This is a genomic window from Williamsia sp. Leaf354, from assembly GCF_001424365.1.
In the GTDB taxonomy this organism is placed as follows: domain Bacteria; phylum Actinomycetota; class Actinomycetes; order Mycobacteriales; family Mycobacteriaceae; genus Williamsia_A.
In genome coordinates, this window is sequence record NZ_LMPL01000003.1 from 558178 (window position 1) to 573765 (window position 15588).

General features: G+C 68.3%; 19 protein-coding genes. 8 read left to right on the top strand and 11 right to left on the bottom strand.

Translation table 11 applies throughout. The features are described from left to right. Positions 1–84: 84 nt before the first annotated feature. Positions 85–1038, top strand: coding sequence for an SDR family NAD(P)-dependent oxidoreductase (locus ASG12_RS14145; RefSeq protein ID WP_055791022.1), 954 nt, complete (start codon positions 85–87; stop codon positions 1036–1038). A gap of 13 nt (positions 1039–1051) precedes the next feature. Here ASG12_RS14145 and ASG12_RS14150 read toward each other — a convergent pair whose 3' ends face one another. Genes ASG12_RS14150 through ASG12_RS14170 form a run of 5 tightly spaced genes read right to left on the bottom strand, consistent with a single transcriptional unit; the run spans position 1052 to position 3607 of the window. Continuing rightward, positions 1052–1462, bottom strand: coding sequence for a DUF6992 family protein (locus ASG12_RS14150; protein WP_055790570.1), 411 nt, complete (start codon positions 1460–1462; stop codon positions 1052–1054). A gap of 7 nt (positions 1463–1469) precedes the next feature. Further along, a complete protein-coding gene (locus tag ASG12_RS14155; RefSeq protein ID WP_200932785.1) occupies positions 1470–2750 on the bottom strand; it encodes an MFS transporter in 1281 nt (426 codons plus the stop codon). Continuing rightward, positions 2747–3046, bottom strand: a complete 300-nt coding sequence (locus tag ASG12_RS14160; RefSeq protein ID WP_235456867.1) for an MGMT family protein — start codon at positions 3044–3046, stop codon at positions 2747–2749. Before ASG12_RS14160 ends, ASG12_RS14155 begins: the two co-directional genes overlap by 4 nt. Continuing rightward, positions 3043–3387 carry a type II toxin-antitoxin system PemK/MazF family toxin gene (locus ASG12_RS14165; RefSeq protein WP_235456877.1) on the bottom strand — a complete coding sequence of 115 codons (345 nt, stop codon included), beginning with the start codon at positions 3385–3387 and terminating at the stop codon, positions 3043–3045. The genes ASG12_RS14160 and ASG12_RS14165 overlap by 4 nt, the downstream gene beginning before the upstream one ends. Next, positions 3380–3607 carry a toxin-antitoxin system protein gene (locus tag ASG12_RS14170; RefSeq protein ID WP_055790578.1) on the bottom strand — a complete coding sequence of 76 codons (228 nt, stop codon included), beginning with the start codon at positions 3605–3607 and terminating at the stop codon, positions 3380–3382. The genes ASG12_RS14165 and ASG12_RS14170 overlap by 8 nt, the downstream gene beginning before the upstream one ends. A 126-nt stretch (positions 3608–3733) precedes the next feature. On the opposite strand from ASG12_RS14170, the gene ASG12_RS14175 reads away from it, so the two are divergent. Beyond that, positions 3734–4111 (top strand): hypothetical protein, encoded by a 378-nt coding sequence (locus ASG12_RS14175; protein WP_055790581.1) that lies wholly within the window; start codon positions 3734–3736, stop codon positions 4109–4111. Positions 4112–4266: 155 nt separating this feature from the next. Continuing rightward, positions 4267–4758 carry a hypothetical protein gene (locus tag ASG12_RS14180; protein WP_055790584.1) on the top strand — a complete coding sequence of 164 codons (492 nt, stop codon included), beginning with the start codon at positions 4267–4269 and terminating at the stop codon, positions 4756–4758. A 48-nt stretch (positions 4759–4806) separates the two neighbouring features. Here ASG12_RS14180 and ychF read toward each other — a convergent pair whose 3' ends face one another. Genes ychF through ASG12_RS14205 form a run of 5 tightly spaced genes read right to left on the bottom strand, consistent with a single transcriptional unit; the run spans position 4807 to position 9093 of the window. Further along, complete coding sequence (gene ychF, locus ASG12_RS14185) at positions 4807–5886, bottom strand: redox-regulated ATPase YchF (protein WP_045823504.1); 1080 nt, start codon at positions 5884–5886, stop codon at positions 4807–4809. A 56-nt stretch (positions 5887–5942) separates the two neighbouring features. Continuing rightward, entirely contained in the window at positions 5943–7229 is a 1287-nt protein-coding gene (locus ASG12_RS14190) for an AI-2E family transporter (protein ID WP_082501988.1), read from the bottom strand. Between the two features lie 41 nt (positions 7230–7270). Next, positions 7271–8239, bottom strand: a complete 969-nt coding sequence (locus ASG12_RS14195; RefSeq protein WP_055790587.1) for a TIGR03557 family F420-dependent LLM class oxidoreductase — start codon at positions 8237–8239, stop codon at positions 7271–7273. A gap of 5 nt (positions 8240–8244) precedes the next feature. Next, positions 8245–8802 (bottom strand): type 1 glutamine amidotransferase domain-containing protein, encoded by a 558-nt coding sequence (locus ASG12_RS14200; RefSeq protein ID WP_055790590.1) that lies wholly within the window; start codon positions 8800–8802, stop codon positions 8245–8247. 12 nt (positions 8803–8814) lie between these two features. Further along, positions 8815–9093: a DUF7218 family protein gene (locus ASG12_RS14205; RefSeq protein WP_045823508.1), complete on the bottom strand. Its 279-nt coding sequence runs from the start codon at positions 9091–9093 to the stop codon at positions 8815–8817. 187 nt (positions 9094–9280) lie between these two features. Here ASG12_RS14205 and ASG12_RS14210 point away from each other — a divergent pair, with 187 nt between their 5' ends. Then, positions 9281–10474, top strand: coding sequence for a PQQ-dependent sugar dehydrogenase (locus ASG12_RS14210; protein ID WP_235456879.1), 1194 nt, complete (start codon positions 9281–9283; stop codon positions 10472–10474). 5 nt (positions 10475–10479) lie between these two features. Here the strand turns inward: ASG12_RS14210 and ASG12_RS14215 are convergent, their stop codons facing one another. Beyond that, positions 10480–10743, bottom strand: coding sequence for a hypothetical protein (locus ASG12_RS14215; protein WP_156378102.1), 264 nt, complete (start codon positions 10741–10743; stop codon positions 10480–10482). Positions 10744–10911: 168 nt separating this feature from the next. On the opposite strand from ASG12_RS14215, the gene ASG12_RS14220 reads away from it, so the two are divergent. The 4 genes from ASG12_RS14220 to ASG12_RS14235 all read left to right on the top strand — a co-directional run bounded on the left by ASG12_RS14220 (position 10912) and on the right by ASG12_RS14235 (position 15567). Next, positions 10912–13194: a carbon starvation CstA family protein gene (locus ASG12_RS14220; protein WP_156378103.1), complete on the top strand. Its 2283-nt coding sequence runs from the start codon at positions 10912–10914 to the stop codon at positions 13192–13194. Next, positions 13191–13418 (top strand): YbdD/YjiX family protein, encoded by a 228-nt coding sequence (locus ASG12_RS22260; protein WP_055790597.1) that lies wholly within the window; start codon positions 13191–13193, stop codon positions 13416–13418. Before ASG12_RS14220 ends, ASG12_RS22260 begins: the two co-directional genes overlap by 4 nt. Before the next feature lie 80 nt (positions 13419–13498). Next, positions 13499–15052 (top strand): AlkA N-terminal domain-containing protein, encoded by a 1554-nt coding sequence (locus tag ASG12_RS14230; RefSeq protein ID WP_055790600.1) that lies wholly within the window; start codon positions 13499–13501, stop codon positions 15050–15052. Next, positions 15049–15567, top strand: coding sequence for a methylated-DNA--[protein]-cysteine S-methyltransferase (locus ASG12_RS14235; protein WP_055790601.1), 519 nt, complete (start codon positions 15049–15051; stop codon positions 15565–15567). The genes ASG12_RS14230 and ASG12_RS14235 overlap by 4 nt, the downstream gene beginning before the upstream one ends. Positions 15568–15588 lie beyond the last annotated feature (21 nt).

Below are 15588 nucleotides of genomic sequence, written 5' to 3' on the forward strand. Positions count from 1 at the left end.
TTTGCTTTGACTCACTACAAAGAATCGGGTCGGTGGTTGTTCCGTGTCCCAATTGCCGGATCGTCGCCGACTAACCTCGTGGTCATGAGCCTGTTGACCCGCGCGATCGACACCGCGCTCGATGTCACCGTCATCCCCGGTTACTCGGCGATCGGGTCGGCTGTGCGGAGACGCTTCTGGGCACCCGACCCCGAGCCGTTCACCTCCCCCACCGAGATCGTCGTCACCGGGGGCTCGTCCGGACTCGGCGCGGCGACCGCGGCGGGGCTCACCCGACTCGGAGCGCGGGTGCATCTGGTGGGACGGTCCACGGAGCGCCTCGAGTCGTCCGCCGACACCATCCGGGGCGAGGTGCGCGACGCCGACCTCGTGATCCGCGAGTGCGACATCAGCGACCTCGACGCCGTCGCACGGCTCGTGACCGACCTGCGCGCCGATCTGACCGGCATCCACGCGGTGGTCCACTGCGCCGGTGTGATGCCACCGGAACGCACCGAGTCGAAGCAGGGCCACGAAGCCGCGTTCGCCACCCATGTGCTCGGGCCGGTCGCGATGACGATCGGCCTGCGCGAACTCTTCGACGCGGACTCCCGCGTGGTGTTCGTGTCGAGTGGCGGGATGTACCCGGTGCCGTTGACCACGACCGATCTCGAGTTCACCGAGGGTGACTACTCCGGACTCACCGCCTACGCACGCACCAAGCGGATGCAGGTGGTGATCACCGAGCAACTCGCACAGCATCTCTCACTCCCCGACGACCCGAAGGTGCACAGCATGCATCCGGGCTGGGCCGACACCCCCGGTGTCACCGACTCCATCCCGGGCTTCGGCAAGGTGATGAAGCCGATCCTGCGCACCGCGCACGACGGCGCCGACACCATCGTGTGGCTCGCCGCCTCTCCCGAGGCGACGAGCACGAACGGGAAGTTCTGGCACGACCGCGCACCCCGACCCACGCACTACCCGTCGTGGCGCAAGGACTCACCGCAGGCGCGAGAGGCACTGTGGCAGGCGGTTGTCGCCGCCACCGACATGTGACCCTGATCGTCGGTCACGACAGGGCGCGGGCGTGGGTGAGGTCGAGGACGAACAGCGCCGCACCCTGCACCATCACCGCCGTACCGTGCCCACGTGCCTGATCGGCGGTGATCCGGCCGCCGAAACTCGGCGTCCGGGCGACGATATGCGCACCGCCCGCGACATAGCCGACGTCGAGACCGGTGTTGACGAGCAGCAACCGGCGCAGCTTCGATGACGTCGGCGGCGTCGACTGACGGGTCGAGATCGCGGCGATGGCCACGTCGATCGCGCCCCACATCGCGTTCTGGAGTCCGAAGGCCCGCGACCGCGGGGTGGGGCCGGCCACCGCGAGCGCACCACCCGCCACCGTCGAGATCCCGCCCCACACGGCGAGTCGACGGGCGAGACGTCGGGAGACCTCGGGGGCGCGATCGATGCTCATCGCTCCATCATGCCGCGCGGTCCGGCGAGTGGACCCCGAGCGACCTACGCACTTCGACGGGTCCGACCCCGCGCGCGAGGGCGATCATGAGCACCGCGCAGCCGATGCCGGACAGGACGAACGCGGAACCGAACATCGCCGTGTACCCGAACACATCGCCCACCACGCCGGCGGCGAAACCGGCTGCGCCCTGGGAGAACACGACCGCACACGCCATGAGGGTGTAGTCGCTACCCGCGTACTCACGCTGACAGGCGTCCATCATGAGCGCGAACACGACCACCGTGGCGGCGCCGCCGAGGACGTGTTCGGCGACACTCGCCGACACGAGCAGGGGCAGTCCGCCGACGTCGAACGACGCGACGACGTAGAGCACCAGCGCGACGGTCTGCGCGATCCCAGCGACTGCGAGGGCGTGCCTGCGGCCGTGCCGGAAGGCGTACCACCCGCCGAGCGCCGCACCGAGCAGTGCCGACACCGACGACAGCGCCCCCTCGATGAGCGCGATCTGCGACAACGTGAGGCCGGCGTCGGACAGGAACGGGCCCACCAGAGCCGATCCCATGGAGTTGCCGAACTTGTAGGCGGCGACCAGGAGGATGAACGCGATCATCCCGGGACGGCGAAGGCGCGCGATCCACGCCACCGACATCGCCGCGGCCGACGGCCTCGTCGACTCCTTCGCGGCATCGTCGGCGGTCTCGGTCTGCGCGCGCAGGAACCACACCGGGATCGTCGACAGCACCAACAGTGCGGCCATCGCGACGAACAGCACGCGCCACCCGCCGAGGGAGAACAGCCACAGCAGCGCTCCTCCCCCGACGATCATGCCGATGCGGTAGGCACCGACCTGGATCGCGTTGCCGAGACCGCGTTCTCGCTCGCCGAGCAGCCGCACCGCGAGGCCGTCGGTGACGATGTCCTGCGTCGCGGAGCAGACGTTGACCACCGCGATGCCGATGAACAGCCATGTCAACGTCGTGGAGAGATCCAGGCACGCGAGGATCAGAGCGACTGCGGCCGAAGCGGATTGGAGGGTGAGCAACCATCGACGACGAGATCCGTAGCGGTCGACGTAGGGCGCCCACAGGAACTTCAACGCCCAGGGCGCGAAGAGGATGCCCGTCGCGCTGATGGTGACGAGTGAGTAGCCGGACCTGCGCAACACCACCGGCAGCGCCTGGGTGAAGAACCCGAACGGCAGACCCTGCGCGAAGTACAGGGCGGTCAGCAACACCAGGGCGCCGGCGGTGAGCGATCGCGCCCCGGCTGCGGGCGTGACGGTCACTCCGGCCACCACCGCGCGGCGTCGATGTCGACGATCCCCCGCCGCAACGGTGTCCCCTCGGTGTGCCAGTGCTCCTGCGCGTCGATCATGAGGTGCGCCGGCAGCGTCCCGTTCGCGCGGACCACGCGCCACCACGTCACCGCCTCGCCGTCGCGGGCCATCACCCCGCCGACGCCGCGTGGACCGCCGCGCTGCAGGTGTTCGGCGATGGACCCGTACGTCATCACCCGCCCGGGTGGGATCTGGTCGACGACATCGAGCACCGCCATGGTGAAGTCGTCGCGGTCGGCGCTCACGGCAGTCCGAGGAAGTCTCGTAGCCATCCGTCGACTGCTCGCATGGTGGCGGCATCGACAGTTCCAGCGGGATCGAAGAGGCGTTCACGCGAGACAACCCGGGGCTGTTCGGTCATGGCGAACGCCGCACGGCTCAGCGCCAGATCGGGTCCACTCAGGGATATGTGATTGGGCCAGCCACGGTCCGTCGTCGTGACGGGCACGATGATCGCGAGGGTGTCGGCCTGCTCGAGGTACAGATCGCTCGCGATGACAAGCGCTGGACGGCGGCCCGCCTGCTCACGTCCGCGCACAGGGTCGAGTTCGGCCCAGACAACCATCCCGCGCCTGAGGTCACCCACCGGTACGACTGTCTCCGAACGTGATGTCCCACGAACCGAATTCGTCCCAGTAGGCGTCGTCTGCGTCACGGAACGCACGTCCGAACGACTCCATCCGTCTGCGTCGCTCATACCCGTCGATGAGGCCCTCGATGAGACCCGCGGCCGTCAGACCCCGTTCCTGCGCATCGTGATTTATCCGGTCACGCAACTCTTCGGACACCTTGATCGTTGCCGCCACACGGCAAGTATACTCGACGGTATCCCATTGTGGATACCTTGAGGCTATGGTCCGCCGACGTGTATCGGTGCGAGTTCGTGTCACAGGGCGACGCGCAGTGCAATCGACGAGAAGGAGACTTCCAGCATGGATGCGATCGCCACCGCACGCCGCGCGATGGATTCGGTTCGTACCGACCTCGTCGGCACGACGCACGGGCGAGTGACGGTCGATTCGGTTCTGCACTACGGCGCCGTAGACCTCGACCCCGACAACCTGGTGGTGTGGGTTCTGCTGACGGGACTCGACGACGAGGAGTTGCCCGAGTGGCTGACTCTCACCCTTGACCGTTGGGACGTCTGGCAATCCGCTGCCGTCGACCGAACGTGGCTGGCCCAGGTGCGGGACGCGGTGATCACCAAGTTCCAGGCCCTCGATTGGCCGAATGCCCGCGCGATGATGATCAACGTCGACAGTGCACGCAGAGTCGGGATGAACGGCGGTTGGAACTACTTTCGCGGTTGAGTCGTCAAGCCGTCTGCTCGATGGACGGCAGCTCAGGGGAGCACGCTCGCCGGTCGGTGTCGTCGAGGGTCTGCGTCGAGGTCACGTCTGTATGCGTAGCAGTTCGTCCCGCACAGCGGGAAGAACTGCTACGGATCTGTGCGATGGTGAGGCGCATGGACGCCGAACGAATCCTGACCGGTGCACGGCGCCTCCGACGGGCGTCGTGGTGGGTGTACGTGGTCGTCGCCCTGGCCGCAGGGCGGGTGTCGTGGCTGGACCTCGGCAACGAACGGACGGTCACCTACCACGGTTCGTACGAACCGCTGGAGGGTGTCGAGCTGTCGAAGGCCTACTCCACCTCGCTCGAGATCGACTACGCGGTGCGCGGCGGACTCGAGTGGACGGGGATCGTGACCGCCTGTGCGGCAGCACTCGTGGTCCTCGCGGCGCTCGTGCAGGCCGCTTACGCCAGACCGCGACCGATGGTGGCCGTCTTCACGGTGCTCGCGTCACCTGTCGCGATCCTCGCCGTGGCCGTGGCCGTCGCCGTCAATGGCATCGGCGGCATCACGTTCCGCCTGTCCCTGGCCGTACTCATCGTCCTCGTCGCCGCCGCGGTGCACGAATACGCGACCACGGCCGCACAGCGCCGTCGCGATCCGTAGCAGCTGGTGTCGCTGGGCGACACGAACTGCCACGGACCAACCGATCGATCAGACGTTGAAGCGGAACTCGACCACGTCGCCGTCGTGCATGACGTAGTCCTTGCCCTCCATGCGGACCTTGCCCGCGGCCTTGGCGGCGGCCATGGTGCCCGCGGCGTCGAGGTCGTCGAACGACACGATCTCGGCCTTGATGAAGCCCTTCTCGAAGTCGGTGTGGATGACGCCGGCGGCCTTGGGCGCGGTGTCGCCCTTGTGGATCGTCCACGCGCGCGACTCTTTCGGGCCCGCCGTGAGGTAGGTCTGCAGGCCGAGGGTGTGGAAGCCGGCACGGGCCAAGGAGTGCAGGCCGGGCTCGGTCTGACCGATCGAGTCGAGGAGCTCTTGCGCGTCCTCGGCGTCGAGCTCGAGCAGCTCGCTCTCGACCTTGGCGTCGAGGAAGACCGCGTCGGCCGGCGCGACCGCGGCACGCAGTTCGTCCTTCTTGGCGTCGTCGGTGAGCACCGACTCGTCGGCGTTGAAGACGTAGAGGAACGGCTTGGTGGTCATCAGGTGCAGATCACGCAGCGAGGCGAGATCGATCGAATCCTGCTGCGAGAACAGGGTCTTGCCGCTGTTGAGCAGCTCCTGCGCCTTCTGCGCCGCGGCCAGGGACTCGGCGAGGCTCTTGTCCTTGCGTGCGTCCTTCTCCAGGCGCGGGATCGCCTTCTCGAGGGTCTGCATGTCGGCGAGGATCAGCTCGGTCTCGATGACCTCGATGTCGGCGAGCGGATCGACGCGCCCGTCGACGTGCACCACGTCGTCGTCGGCGAACACGCGGACCACCTGGCAGATGGCCTCGGCCTCGCGGATGTTGGCGAGGAACTGGTTGCCCATGCCCTCACCCTCCGACGCGCCCTTCACGATGCCGGCGATGTCGACGAACGACACCGTCGCGGGCAGGATCTTCTCGCTGGAGTGGATCTCGGCGAGGCGACCCAGGCGGGAATCGGGCAGTTCGACCATCCCGACGTTGGGCTCGATGGTGGCGAACGGGTAGTTCGCGGCCAGCACATCGTTGCGGGTCAGGGCATTGAACAGGGTTGACTTGCCGACGTTGGGCAGTCCGACGATTCCAAGGGTGAGGCTCACGAGGGTCCAGTCTAGTTTTCGCCGGTCCCCCAGCTCACACCCGTGGGCGTCGGCGGCTACTCCGCGGGACCGTCGGCAGGCTTTTCTGCACGATCGACGGTGTTATCTGCCCGATCGACGGTGTTTTCTGCCCGATCGACGGCGTTATCTGCACGGTCGACGGTGTTATCTGCCCGATCGGCGGGGTCGGGGGCCGCGGCGTCGACGATGGCGGTGTCGTCGGCGAGAACCTTCACGTCGTCGGGGTCGGTCTCTCCGGTGCGCAACGACACCTGCTCGCCGTAGTACCGGATGATCACCGCGGCCGAGGCGGCGACAGGAACCGCGAGGAAGGCACCGATGACTCCGAACAGGGTGCTGCCCAACGTCACCGACAGCAGCACGATGACGGCGTGGAGGTTCATCGACTTCGACTGCAGCCACGGCGAGAGCACGTTGCCCTCGAGTTGCTGCACCGCGAGGATGATCGCCAACACGATCAGCGCGGTGACGACCCCGTTCGAGACGAGTGCGATCAGCACCGCCAGGCCGCCGGCGACGAATGCGCCCACGATCGGCACGAAGCCGGCGATGAAGGTGATGACGGCCAGCGCGTAGGCCAGCGGCACCCCGAGGATGACCAGCCCCAGCCCGATGAAGAACGCGTCGACCAGGCTCACCAGGGCCTGTGTGCGGATGAACCCGCCGAGGGTCTTCCAGACGCGGGTCAGCATCTCCGCGAGATGCGGCGCGGCCGGGTTGCCCACCGATCGCCGCAGCCACGGGAGGAAACGCGGGCCGTCCTTGAGCAGGAAGAAGATCACCACGAGCATCGTGAAGACGGTGACCAGAGCGGAGGTGACCGCCCCGACGCCGGTGAACAGTCCGGCGGCGATCTGCTCGCTGCTCGACTGCAACCGATCGGTGAGTGCGCTGACCGCGGTGTCGAGTTGGTCGTCGCTGATCCGTAGTGGCGGGCCCTGCAGCCAGTCCTGCACCTGCACCACGCCGGCGGTGGCGCGGTCGCCCAGCTCGGTCGTCTGTTCGACGATGGAGGGGGCGATCGCGGCGACCACTCCGGCGATCACGAGTGCGGCCACCAGCAACACGAGCAGCACCGCCCCCGCGGGTGGGATGCCCTTCGAACGCAACCACCGCACCGGCGGCCACAGAACGGTGCAGGCGATGATCGCCAACACCACCGGCAGGAGGATCACCCACAGCTCGCCGATCGACCATCCGACCAGCCACAGTGCTGCGGCCACGGCGACGATCTCCACGCCGGTGACGGCGGCGAAGCGGAGATGTCGCGCGTACACCGAACCCCGAGTCGGACGATCCCCTACCTCTGCGCCATGCGGCATGGGTCAATCGTCACATATCGCCGCGCGCGCCACCGACTCGCTCAGCCCGCCACCGACCGGATCTTCCCGATGAGGTCGGACTCGCAGACGGCGAGGAACGCGTCGACATCAGGCCCGGCGTTGAGCAGCGTCAGATGATCGAACCCGGCGTCGGCGAACTCCTTCGCCGACGCGACGTGAGCGTCGATGTCGGGCCCACACGACATCGCGTCGGCGACGTCCGAGGGGCGGACCAACGAGGTGGCCGCCTCGAAGTTGATCGGATTCGGCAACTCCGACTGCACCTTCCACCCCGTGACACCGAACCGGAACTTCTCGTGGGCCGAGGCCACGGCGGTGTCGACGTCGTCGGCCCACGCCATCGGGACCTCGGTGTAGAGGGCACCGGTCCCCCCGGCGTCGCGGTAGGCGGCGATCAGATCGGCATCGGGCTCGGTGGTGAACAGCCCGTCACCGGAACGACCCGCGATCTCGGCGGCGTTGGTCCCACCCGCGGCCACGACGATCTCGGGCAACTCGTCGGGAAGGTCGAAGACGCGGGCGTCGTCGAGGGTGATGTGCTTGCCCTGATAGGTGTGATAGCCACCCGACCACAGCAGGCGGATCACCTCGATCGCCTCGCGCAGCATCTCGTGACGGATGTGCGCCGAGGGCCAGGTCGCCCCCGTGACGTGTTCGTTGAGCCGCTCACCCGATCCGAGACCGAGGGTGAAGCGGCCGTCGGACAACAGGGCCGTGGTCGCCGCGGCCTGCGCGATGATCGCCGGGTGGTACCGGATGAACGGACACGTCACACCGGTTGCGAGACCGAGGGTCTCGGTCTGCACGGCGATCGCCGCGAGCATCGACCAGGCGAACCCCGAATGCTTGTGGCTGTAGAGCCAGGGGTGGTAGTGGTCGCTGATCTCGACGAAGTCGAAACCCGCGCGCTCGGCGGCCACGGCCTGACGGACGATCTCCTTCGGATCGAACGTCTCGGCCATGAGCTTGAACCCGATCCGGGTGGCCATCGGTGTCAGCCCGCCGCGACGACCGAGGTGAGACGCTCGCAGAACGCCGGCAGGTCGTCGGGATTGCGGCTGGTGACCAGGGTGTTGGGGCCGGCGGTGCACTCGACGACCTCCTCGTCGACCCAGGTCGCGCCGGAGTTGCGGATGTCGGTCTGCAGGCTCGGCCACGAGGTCAACGTCCGGCCGGCCAGGACCCCGGCCTCGATGAGCGTCCACGGCGCATGGCAGATAGCGGCGACGGGCTTGCCGAGATCGAAGAACTTCGCGGTGAACGCGACGGCAGACTCCACGGTGCGCAGGTAGTCGGGGTTGGCGACACCGCCGGGCAGCACCAGGGCGTCGAAATCGGCGGCGCTGACCTCGCCGACGGTGGCGTCGACGTCGAAGGTGTCGGCCTTGTCGAGATGGTTGAACCCCTGCACGGTTCCCGGGTCGGTCGACACCAGCTTGGGCGTGCCACCGGCCTGCTTCACCGCATCCCAGGGCTGCGTGAGCTCCACCTGCTCGATGCCCTCGGGAGCCACCAGGAACGCGATCGTCTTGCCGGTCAGGTCATTCGACATGTGTTGTCTCCTTTAGTGCGAACGGAGCAGATCGATGAGATCGCTCTTGTTCTTGTCCGAATAGTTGTGCAGGCCCAGCTCTTTGGCCCGGTCACGCAGTTCCGCCACGGTCCACTCGTCGTAGGCCGGTGATGTTCCGCCGGAATGCCCCACGGCCGAGCGTCCGCGCTTGGCGGCCGCATTGGAGATGCGCGCGGCCTTCTCCTTGGAGTTGCCCTCGTCGCGCAATTCCTCGTACAGGTCAGGGTCTTTCAGCGACGGGTTGTCCTTCTCGGATTTCTTGTCGGCCATGAGGGGCCACCTCCACGACGGATGCGGTTCGACTTCGAGACATCGCTGCGCGCCGGGCGAGCCGGTCCGCGGACAGTCCTCAGCGCGGGTTCTCGGCTGCGTAGCCGACGCTACACGACGGGGCTCGACGCCCGGGCGCGGTTCGCGGCCATCCGGTCGACGGCCGCGCGCGTGTACCTTCGAGGAGGTGATCGCGTATCGGACAAAGCCGACCACCCTGTCCCGCCGGGCTCTGCCCGTCGCCGTCGCGGCCCTGTCCGCCGGCCTGCTCCTCGCCTCGTGCTCCGACGCCGACCCCACCTCGTCGTCGACCTCGAACGGCACCCCCGCCTCCGGGTCGTCGACCGCGGTGGTCGACGGCCAGGTCCGGGTCACCGAGCTCATGACCGGGCTCGACCATCCCTGGGATGTCGCGATCGACCGCGCCGGCAACATCGTCACCGGCGAGCGCGGTGGACGTATCGTCGTGCGACACAACGACGGTCGTGTCGCCGACGTCTCCGCTGACACCTCCGATGTCCGTGCGCGCGGCGAGGGCGGGTTGATGGCGCTGACGCTCGCCACCGACTTCGACGCCTCGCGCACCGTCTACACCTGCGCGGCGAGCAACGCCGGCGACGTCCGCGTGGTCCGCTGGAACGCCGCGGCCGACTGGTCGTCGATGCGGCAGACCGGCACCGTCCTGGCCGGGATCCCGCTCGGCGCATCCGGGCGACACAGCGGATGTCGCATCCTCCCCGCGCCCGACGGCACGCTCTGGGTGTCCACCGGTGACACCGCCGATCCCACCGCCTCGCAGGATCTCCGGAGCCTCGGCGGCAAGGTCCTCCACATCACGGCCGACGGGACACCGGCATCGGGGACCTTCCCCGGCACACCCGTCCACAGCCTCGGGCACCGCAACCCGCAGGGCCTCGCGTTCGCGCCCGGTACCGATCGGCTCTACACCACCGAACACGGGCCGACCATCGACGACGAGCTGAATCTGGAACGCCCGCAGGCGAACTACGGGTGGGACCCGAACACCGGCAGCGGTTCCTACGACGAGAACGTCCCCATGACCGACGAGACGCGCCACCCGGGATCGGTTCCGGCGGTGTGGTCGTCGGGAGATCCGACGCTCGCCGTGGCCGACCTCGAGTTCCTCGGCCCGTCGTGGCGGCAGTACAACGGGATGATCGCGGTGGCCACCCTGAAGGCGCAGCGCCTGATGCTCCTGCGTCTCGATGCCGCCGGTACCTCGACCACCGAGCGCGTCGACCTCCTGCAGGGTTCGCAGGGGCGACTGCGGTCGATCACCACCGCGCCCGACGGATCACTGCTCATCACCACCGACAACGGTGACGACCAGGACAAGGTGTTGCGCGTGCGCCTCGGCTGACGCCGTCAGCGACGACGCAATCGGCGCACCCGCGCGAGCATCGAGGTGACCGCCTCGAACTCGGTCGCCTCGGTCGAACCGGCCGACGTCACATGATCGGCCGCGGGGGCCGCATCGGAGACCGGTTGTCGCGGTGCCTCGTCGGCACATTCGGCGGCGAGTGCGTCGCGCACCTGCTGTTCGCCGTAGAGACCCATCATGATCTCCAGGCCCCACCCCGGGAACTCCGCGAGAGGCCGCTCGTCCCTCTTCTTCCGTGTTACGCGCATGTTACGAGGATGACATGCAGGGCCGGTGGGTGTCCGCGATTTCGCCTCGCCTGGCCGAAATGCCCGCCCTCGTCGGCGCCCGCCGGGCCGTCGGTATAGTGACGCGCGCCACACAATGGCCCGCGTCGATGCCCACGGCATCGGTTGCGACATCGGAGAGGACCCACGGTGACAACCACCCGAGAACGCCCGCACCACCCCGACATCGAACTCATCAGCAACGACCCCACACAGCCGCCCGTCGCGATCGTCGACCGCTCCCCGATGACCGTCGGGAAGCGGATCCTCTTCGCGATCATCGGCCTCGTCGGCGCCGTGTCGTGGGCGGTGATCGCCATCGTGCGCGGCGAGAGTGTCAACGCCGTCTGGTTCGTCCTCGCCGCGGTGTGCACCTACGTCATCGCCTACCGCTTCTACGCGCGACTGATCGAGACCAAGGTCATCAAACCCCGCGATGACCACGCGACACCGGCGGAGATCCTCGACAACGCCAAGGACTACATGCCGACCGATCGGCGGGTCCTCTTCGGCCACCACTTCGCGGCCATCGCCGGCGCCGGCCCTCTCGTGGGACCCGTGCTCGCCGCGCAGATGGGCTATCTGCCGGGGACGATCTGGATCATCGTCGGCGTCGTGTTCGCCGGCGCCGTGCAGGACTACCTGGTGCTGTCGATCTCCACGCGGCGCCGCGGCCGCAGCCTGGGCCAGATGGCGCGCGACGAGCTGGGCAACGTCGGCGGCATCGCGGCGATCGTCGCGGTCTTCGTCATCATGATCATCCTGATCGCCGTCCTCGGACTCGTCGTGGTCAACGCACTGGCCGAGAGCCCCTGGGGCGTCTTCTCACTCGCGATGACGCTGCCGATCGCGGTGTTCATGGGCGTGTACCTGCGCTACCTGCGACCGGGCCGGATCTCCGAGGTCTCCGCGATCGGGTTCGTACTCCTGATGCTCGCCATCGTCTCCGGCGGCTGGGTCGCCGAGACCAGTTGGGGCGAGGACTGGTTCACGCTCTCACCGGTCTTCCTGAGCTGGGCGATCATCATCTACGGATTCGCCGCAGCCGTGCTTCCGGTGTGGCTCGTGCTGGCACCGCGCGACTACCTGTCGACGTTCATGAAGGTCGGCACGATCGGACTGCTCGCGGTGGGCATCCTCATCGCGCGACCGGTGATGAACGCACCCGCGGTCAGTGAGTTCGCCTCCAACGGGCAGGGTCCCGCGTTCGCGGGTTCACTGTTCCCGTTCCTGTTCATCACCATCGCGTGCGGCGCGCTGTCGGGATTCCACGCGCTCATCGCCTCCGGTACCACCCCGAAACTGCTGGAGAAGGAGAGCCAGGCGCGCATCATCGGCTACGGCGGCATGCTCGTCGAGTCGTTCGTGGCCATCATGGCGCTGATCACCGCCTGCATCCTCGACCAGCACCTCTACTTCGCGATGAACGCCCCCAAGGGTGTGACCGGTGGAACCGCCGAGACCGCAGCGCAGTACACGAACACCAAGCTCGGGCTGTCCGGGCCGCCGACCTCGGCCGAACAACTGCAGGCGTTCGCCGACGGCGTCGAGGAACCGTCGCTGATCTCGCGCACCGGTGGCGCACCGACGCTGGCCATGGGTATGTCGGAGACGCTGCAGCAGGCGTTCGGCGGTGCGTCGCTCAAGGCGTTCTGGTACCACTTCGCGATCATGTTCGAGGCACTGTTCATCCTCACCACGGTCGACGCCGGTACCCGCGTCGCGCGGTTCATGCTCTCCGACGGTCTGTCGAACGTGAAGGGCGGCAAGCGGTTCGCCGACCCGTCGTGGCGGGTCGGGGCGTGGGTGTGCACGTTCATCGTGGTCGCCGGCTGGGGATCGATCCTGCTGATGGGTGTCACCGATCCACTCGGCGGCATCAACACCCTGTTCCCGCTGTTCGGCATCGCCAACCAGCTGCTCGCCGCCGTCGCCCTCACCGTGGTGCTGGTGGTCGTGGTGAAGAAGGGCCTGTTCAAGTGGGCCTGGATCCCGGGCCTGCCGCTGGTCTGGGACCTCGCGGTGACCATGACCGCGTCGTACCAGAAGATCTTCTCCTCGAACCCGGCGATCGGGTACTGGGCGAACCACGATCTGTTCCAGGAGGCCAAGGACGCGGGGAAGACCACCTTCAAGACCGCCACGACACCCGCGGAGATCGACGCCGTCATCCGCAACACCTTCATCCAGGGCACCCTGTCGATCGTGTTCGCGGTCTTGGTCATCATCGTGGCGCTCGCCGGAGTGTGGGTGTGCATCAAGGCGTTCCGCGCCGGCGGACTGCCGACCACCGAGGACGAACCGGTCCCCTCGAAGCTGTTCGCGCCCAGCGGCATGATCGCGACCCCCACCGAGAAGGCGATCGAGAAGGAGTGGGCCGAACACCGCGCGTCACCGACACACGACGACCGCCCCACGGAGTCGTTGCGGTGACCGCACGGGAAGAGCGAGCCGCGGGCAACGGGCAGGCGACGTTCGCCGCCGCGGTCCGCACGGCGTGGTCCTACGTCGGCGCGGTGATGGGCGATCACGACTACCGCCGCTACGTCGCCCACCACACCGCCCGACACCCGGGGACACCCGCGCTGTCCGAACGCGACTACTGGCGCATGCGGCACGACGAGCAGGAGGCGAACCCGCAGGGGCGGTGCTGCTGAACCGCACCACCGACACCCGTCGTGACCGCCGTGTCCGAAACCCGCCAGTGAGTGTCCGCGCGGGCTGACACAGTGGAGTCATGACACCTGCGGTGGCCACCTCGCCCGACCTCGACTTCGAACGCTGCTATCGCGCGGTGTCGGCTCGCGACAGCAGGTTCGACGGCCAGTTCTTCGTCGCCGTCCGCACCACAGGCATCTACTGCCGCCCGTCGTGTCCAGCCGTCACACCACGCGCCGAGAACGTCGACTTCGTGGTGACCGCCGCCGCGGCGCAGCAGGGTGGGTTCCGCGCCTGCCGGCGATGTCTCCCCGATGCGGTGCCGGGATCGCCGCGCTGGAACGTCTCCGGCGACCTCGCCGGACGGGCGATGCGGCTCATCGGCGACGGGCTCGTCGACCGCGACGGCGTCGACGGGTTGTCGGCGGCCCTGGGCTACTCGCCGCGCCAGCTCAACCGGGTGCTCACCGAGGAACTCGGGGCCGGACCGCTGGCCCTGGCCCGCGCCAACCGGGCGACGAACGCGCGGATCCTCATCGAATGCACCGCGATGCCGATGGCCGACATCGCCTTCGCGTCGGGGTTCGCGAGCGTACGGCAGTTCAACGACACCGTGCGCGAGGTCTTCGCGAGCACGCCCAGCGAGATGCGGCGCCGCCGTGCGGGCACCGTCGCCGCCACGCGTGACACGACAGTCGACACCGACCGCCCCGCCTTGAACGTGCGGCTCAAACTATCGGTGCGGCAGCCGTTCTCACCGGAATGGCTCACCTGGTTCCTCGCCGGGCACGTGATCGAGGGCCTCGAACACTTCGACGGCACCACCTACCACCGGTCGCTGTCGCTGCCCGCCGGGGCCGCGACCGCCTCGCTGACCATGCACCCCGATCACGTGAGCGCCGACATCAGCGGAGTCGACGTCCGCGATCTCGGCACCGCGGTCCACCGGTTGCGACGGTTGCTCGACCTCGACGCCGACATCGTCGCGGTCGACGAGAGCCTGGGCGGCGACGCCGATCTCGCCCCGCTGGTGGCACGCCGTCCCGGCATCCGGGTACCCGGCGCGGTCGACGGATTCGAGACCCTCATGCGCACCATGCTCGGCCAACAGATCAGTCTCGCCGCCGCGCGCACCCACGGTCGACGACTCGTGGCCGCCCTCGGTGAACCCCTCGGCCCGGACATCGGGACCGCGCCGGTGACACACCTGTTCCCCACGCCCGCCGCGGTCGCCGAACACGGCCACACCGTACTCAGCGGACCGAAGCGACGCGTCGCCTCCATCATCGCCGTCGCCCGCGCGGTCGCGGAGGACGCGGTCCCCCTGCACACCGGGGTCGCGGCCGACGAGATGCGCGAACACCTCATGGCCCTACCCGGCATCGGACGGTGGACCGCCGACTACGTGGCGATGCGCGTGCTCGGTGATCCCGACGTCCTGCTCGACACCGACCTCATCCTGCGGCGCCGGGCCGACCACCTCGGTCTCGATCTCACCGACACGCGGCGATGGTCGCCGTGGCGGTCGTATGTGTCGATGCACCTGTGGCACGACGCGCTCAGGGAGACGGAACCGTTGCTGCACGGCGAACGTCCGAGTACGACAACCACGACACACGAGGAGACATCATGACCACCGCCCACTGGTCGACCACCACCCTGAACACGGGCGCGTTCACCACCATCGTCCGCGCCGGTACCGTCCTCGCCTCGGGCTGGACCGAGGACCCGGAGTACCTGCTCGCACTGATCAACTCCGAGCTGCGTCCCGACGAGCTCCTGCGCGTCGACGATCTCGGCGTCGTCACCACCGCCCTGCTCCGCTACGACGAGGGCGATCTCGCCGCGATCGACGAGATCCCGGTCCGCCAGCTGTCGGGCCCGTTCGTGACCCACGCGTGGGACGTACTGCGGAAGGTCACGCCCGGTGCGCAGGTCACCTACGCCGAGCTCGCCGAACGCGCGGGCAAGGGTTCCGCCCACCGCGCGGCCGCCGCCACCTGCGCGCGCAACGCCGCAGCACTCTTCGTGCCGTGCCATCGTGTCCAACGCCGCGACGGCAGCCTCGGCGGGTTCCGCTACGGGCTCGAGCGGAAGGCCGAGCTCATCGCCCACGAGGCGAAGTACGCGAAGGCCGCGGCGGCCTGATCGGTCACGGGGACGGGCGTC

Bases quoted from the DNA above. Each gene is read 5' to 3' on its own strand.
- ASG12_RS14145 (WP_055791022.1), top strand. From the start codon at position 85: ATGAGCCTGTTGACCCGCGCGATCGACACCGCGCTCGATGTCACCGTC.
- ASG12_RS14150 (WP_055790570.1), bottom strand. From the start codon at position 1,462: ATGAGCATCGATCGCGCCCCCGAGGTCTCCCGACGTCTCGCCCGTCGA.
- ASG12_RS14175 (WP_055790581.1), top strand. From the start codon at position 3,734: ATGGATGCGATCGCCACCGCACGCCGCGCGATGGATTCGGTTCGTACC.
- ASG12_RS14180 (WP_055790584.1), top strand. From the start codon at position 4,267: ATGGACGCCGAACGAATCCTGACCGGTGCACGGCGCCTCCGACGGGCG.
- ASG12_RS14190 (WP_082501988.1), bottom strand. From the start codon at position 7,229: ATGCCGCATGGCGCAGAGGTAGGGGATCGTCCGACTCGGGGTTCGGTG.
- ASG12_RS14195 (WP_055790587.1), bottom strand. From the start codon at position 8,239: ATGGCCACCCGGATCGGGTTCAAGCTCATGGCCGAGACGTTCGATCCG.
- ASG12_RS14200 (WP_055790590.1), bottom strand. From the start codon at position 8,802: ATGTCGAATGACCTGACCGGCAAGACGATCGCGTTCCTGGTGGCTCCC.
- ASG12_RS14205 (WP_045823508.1), bottom strand. From the start codon at position 9,093: ATGGCCGACAAGAAATCCGAGAAGGACAACCCGTCGCTGAAAGACCCT.
- ASG12_RS14215 (WP_156378102.1), bottom strand. From the start codon at position 10,743: ATGCGCGTAACACGGAAGAAGAGGGACGAGCGGCCTCTCGCGGAGTTC.
- ASG12_RS14230 (WP_055790600.1), top strand. From the start codon at position 13,499: ATGACACCTGCGGTGGCCACCTCGCCCGACCTCGACTTCGAACGCTGC.
- ASG12_RS14235 (WP_055790601.1), top strand. From the start codon at position 15,049: ATGACCACCGCCCACTGGTCGACCACCACCCTGAACACGGGCGCGTTC.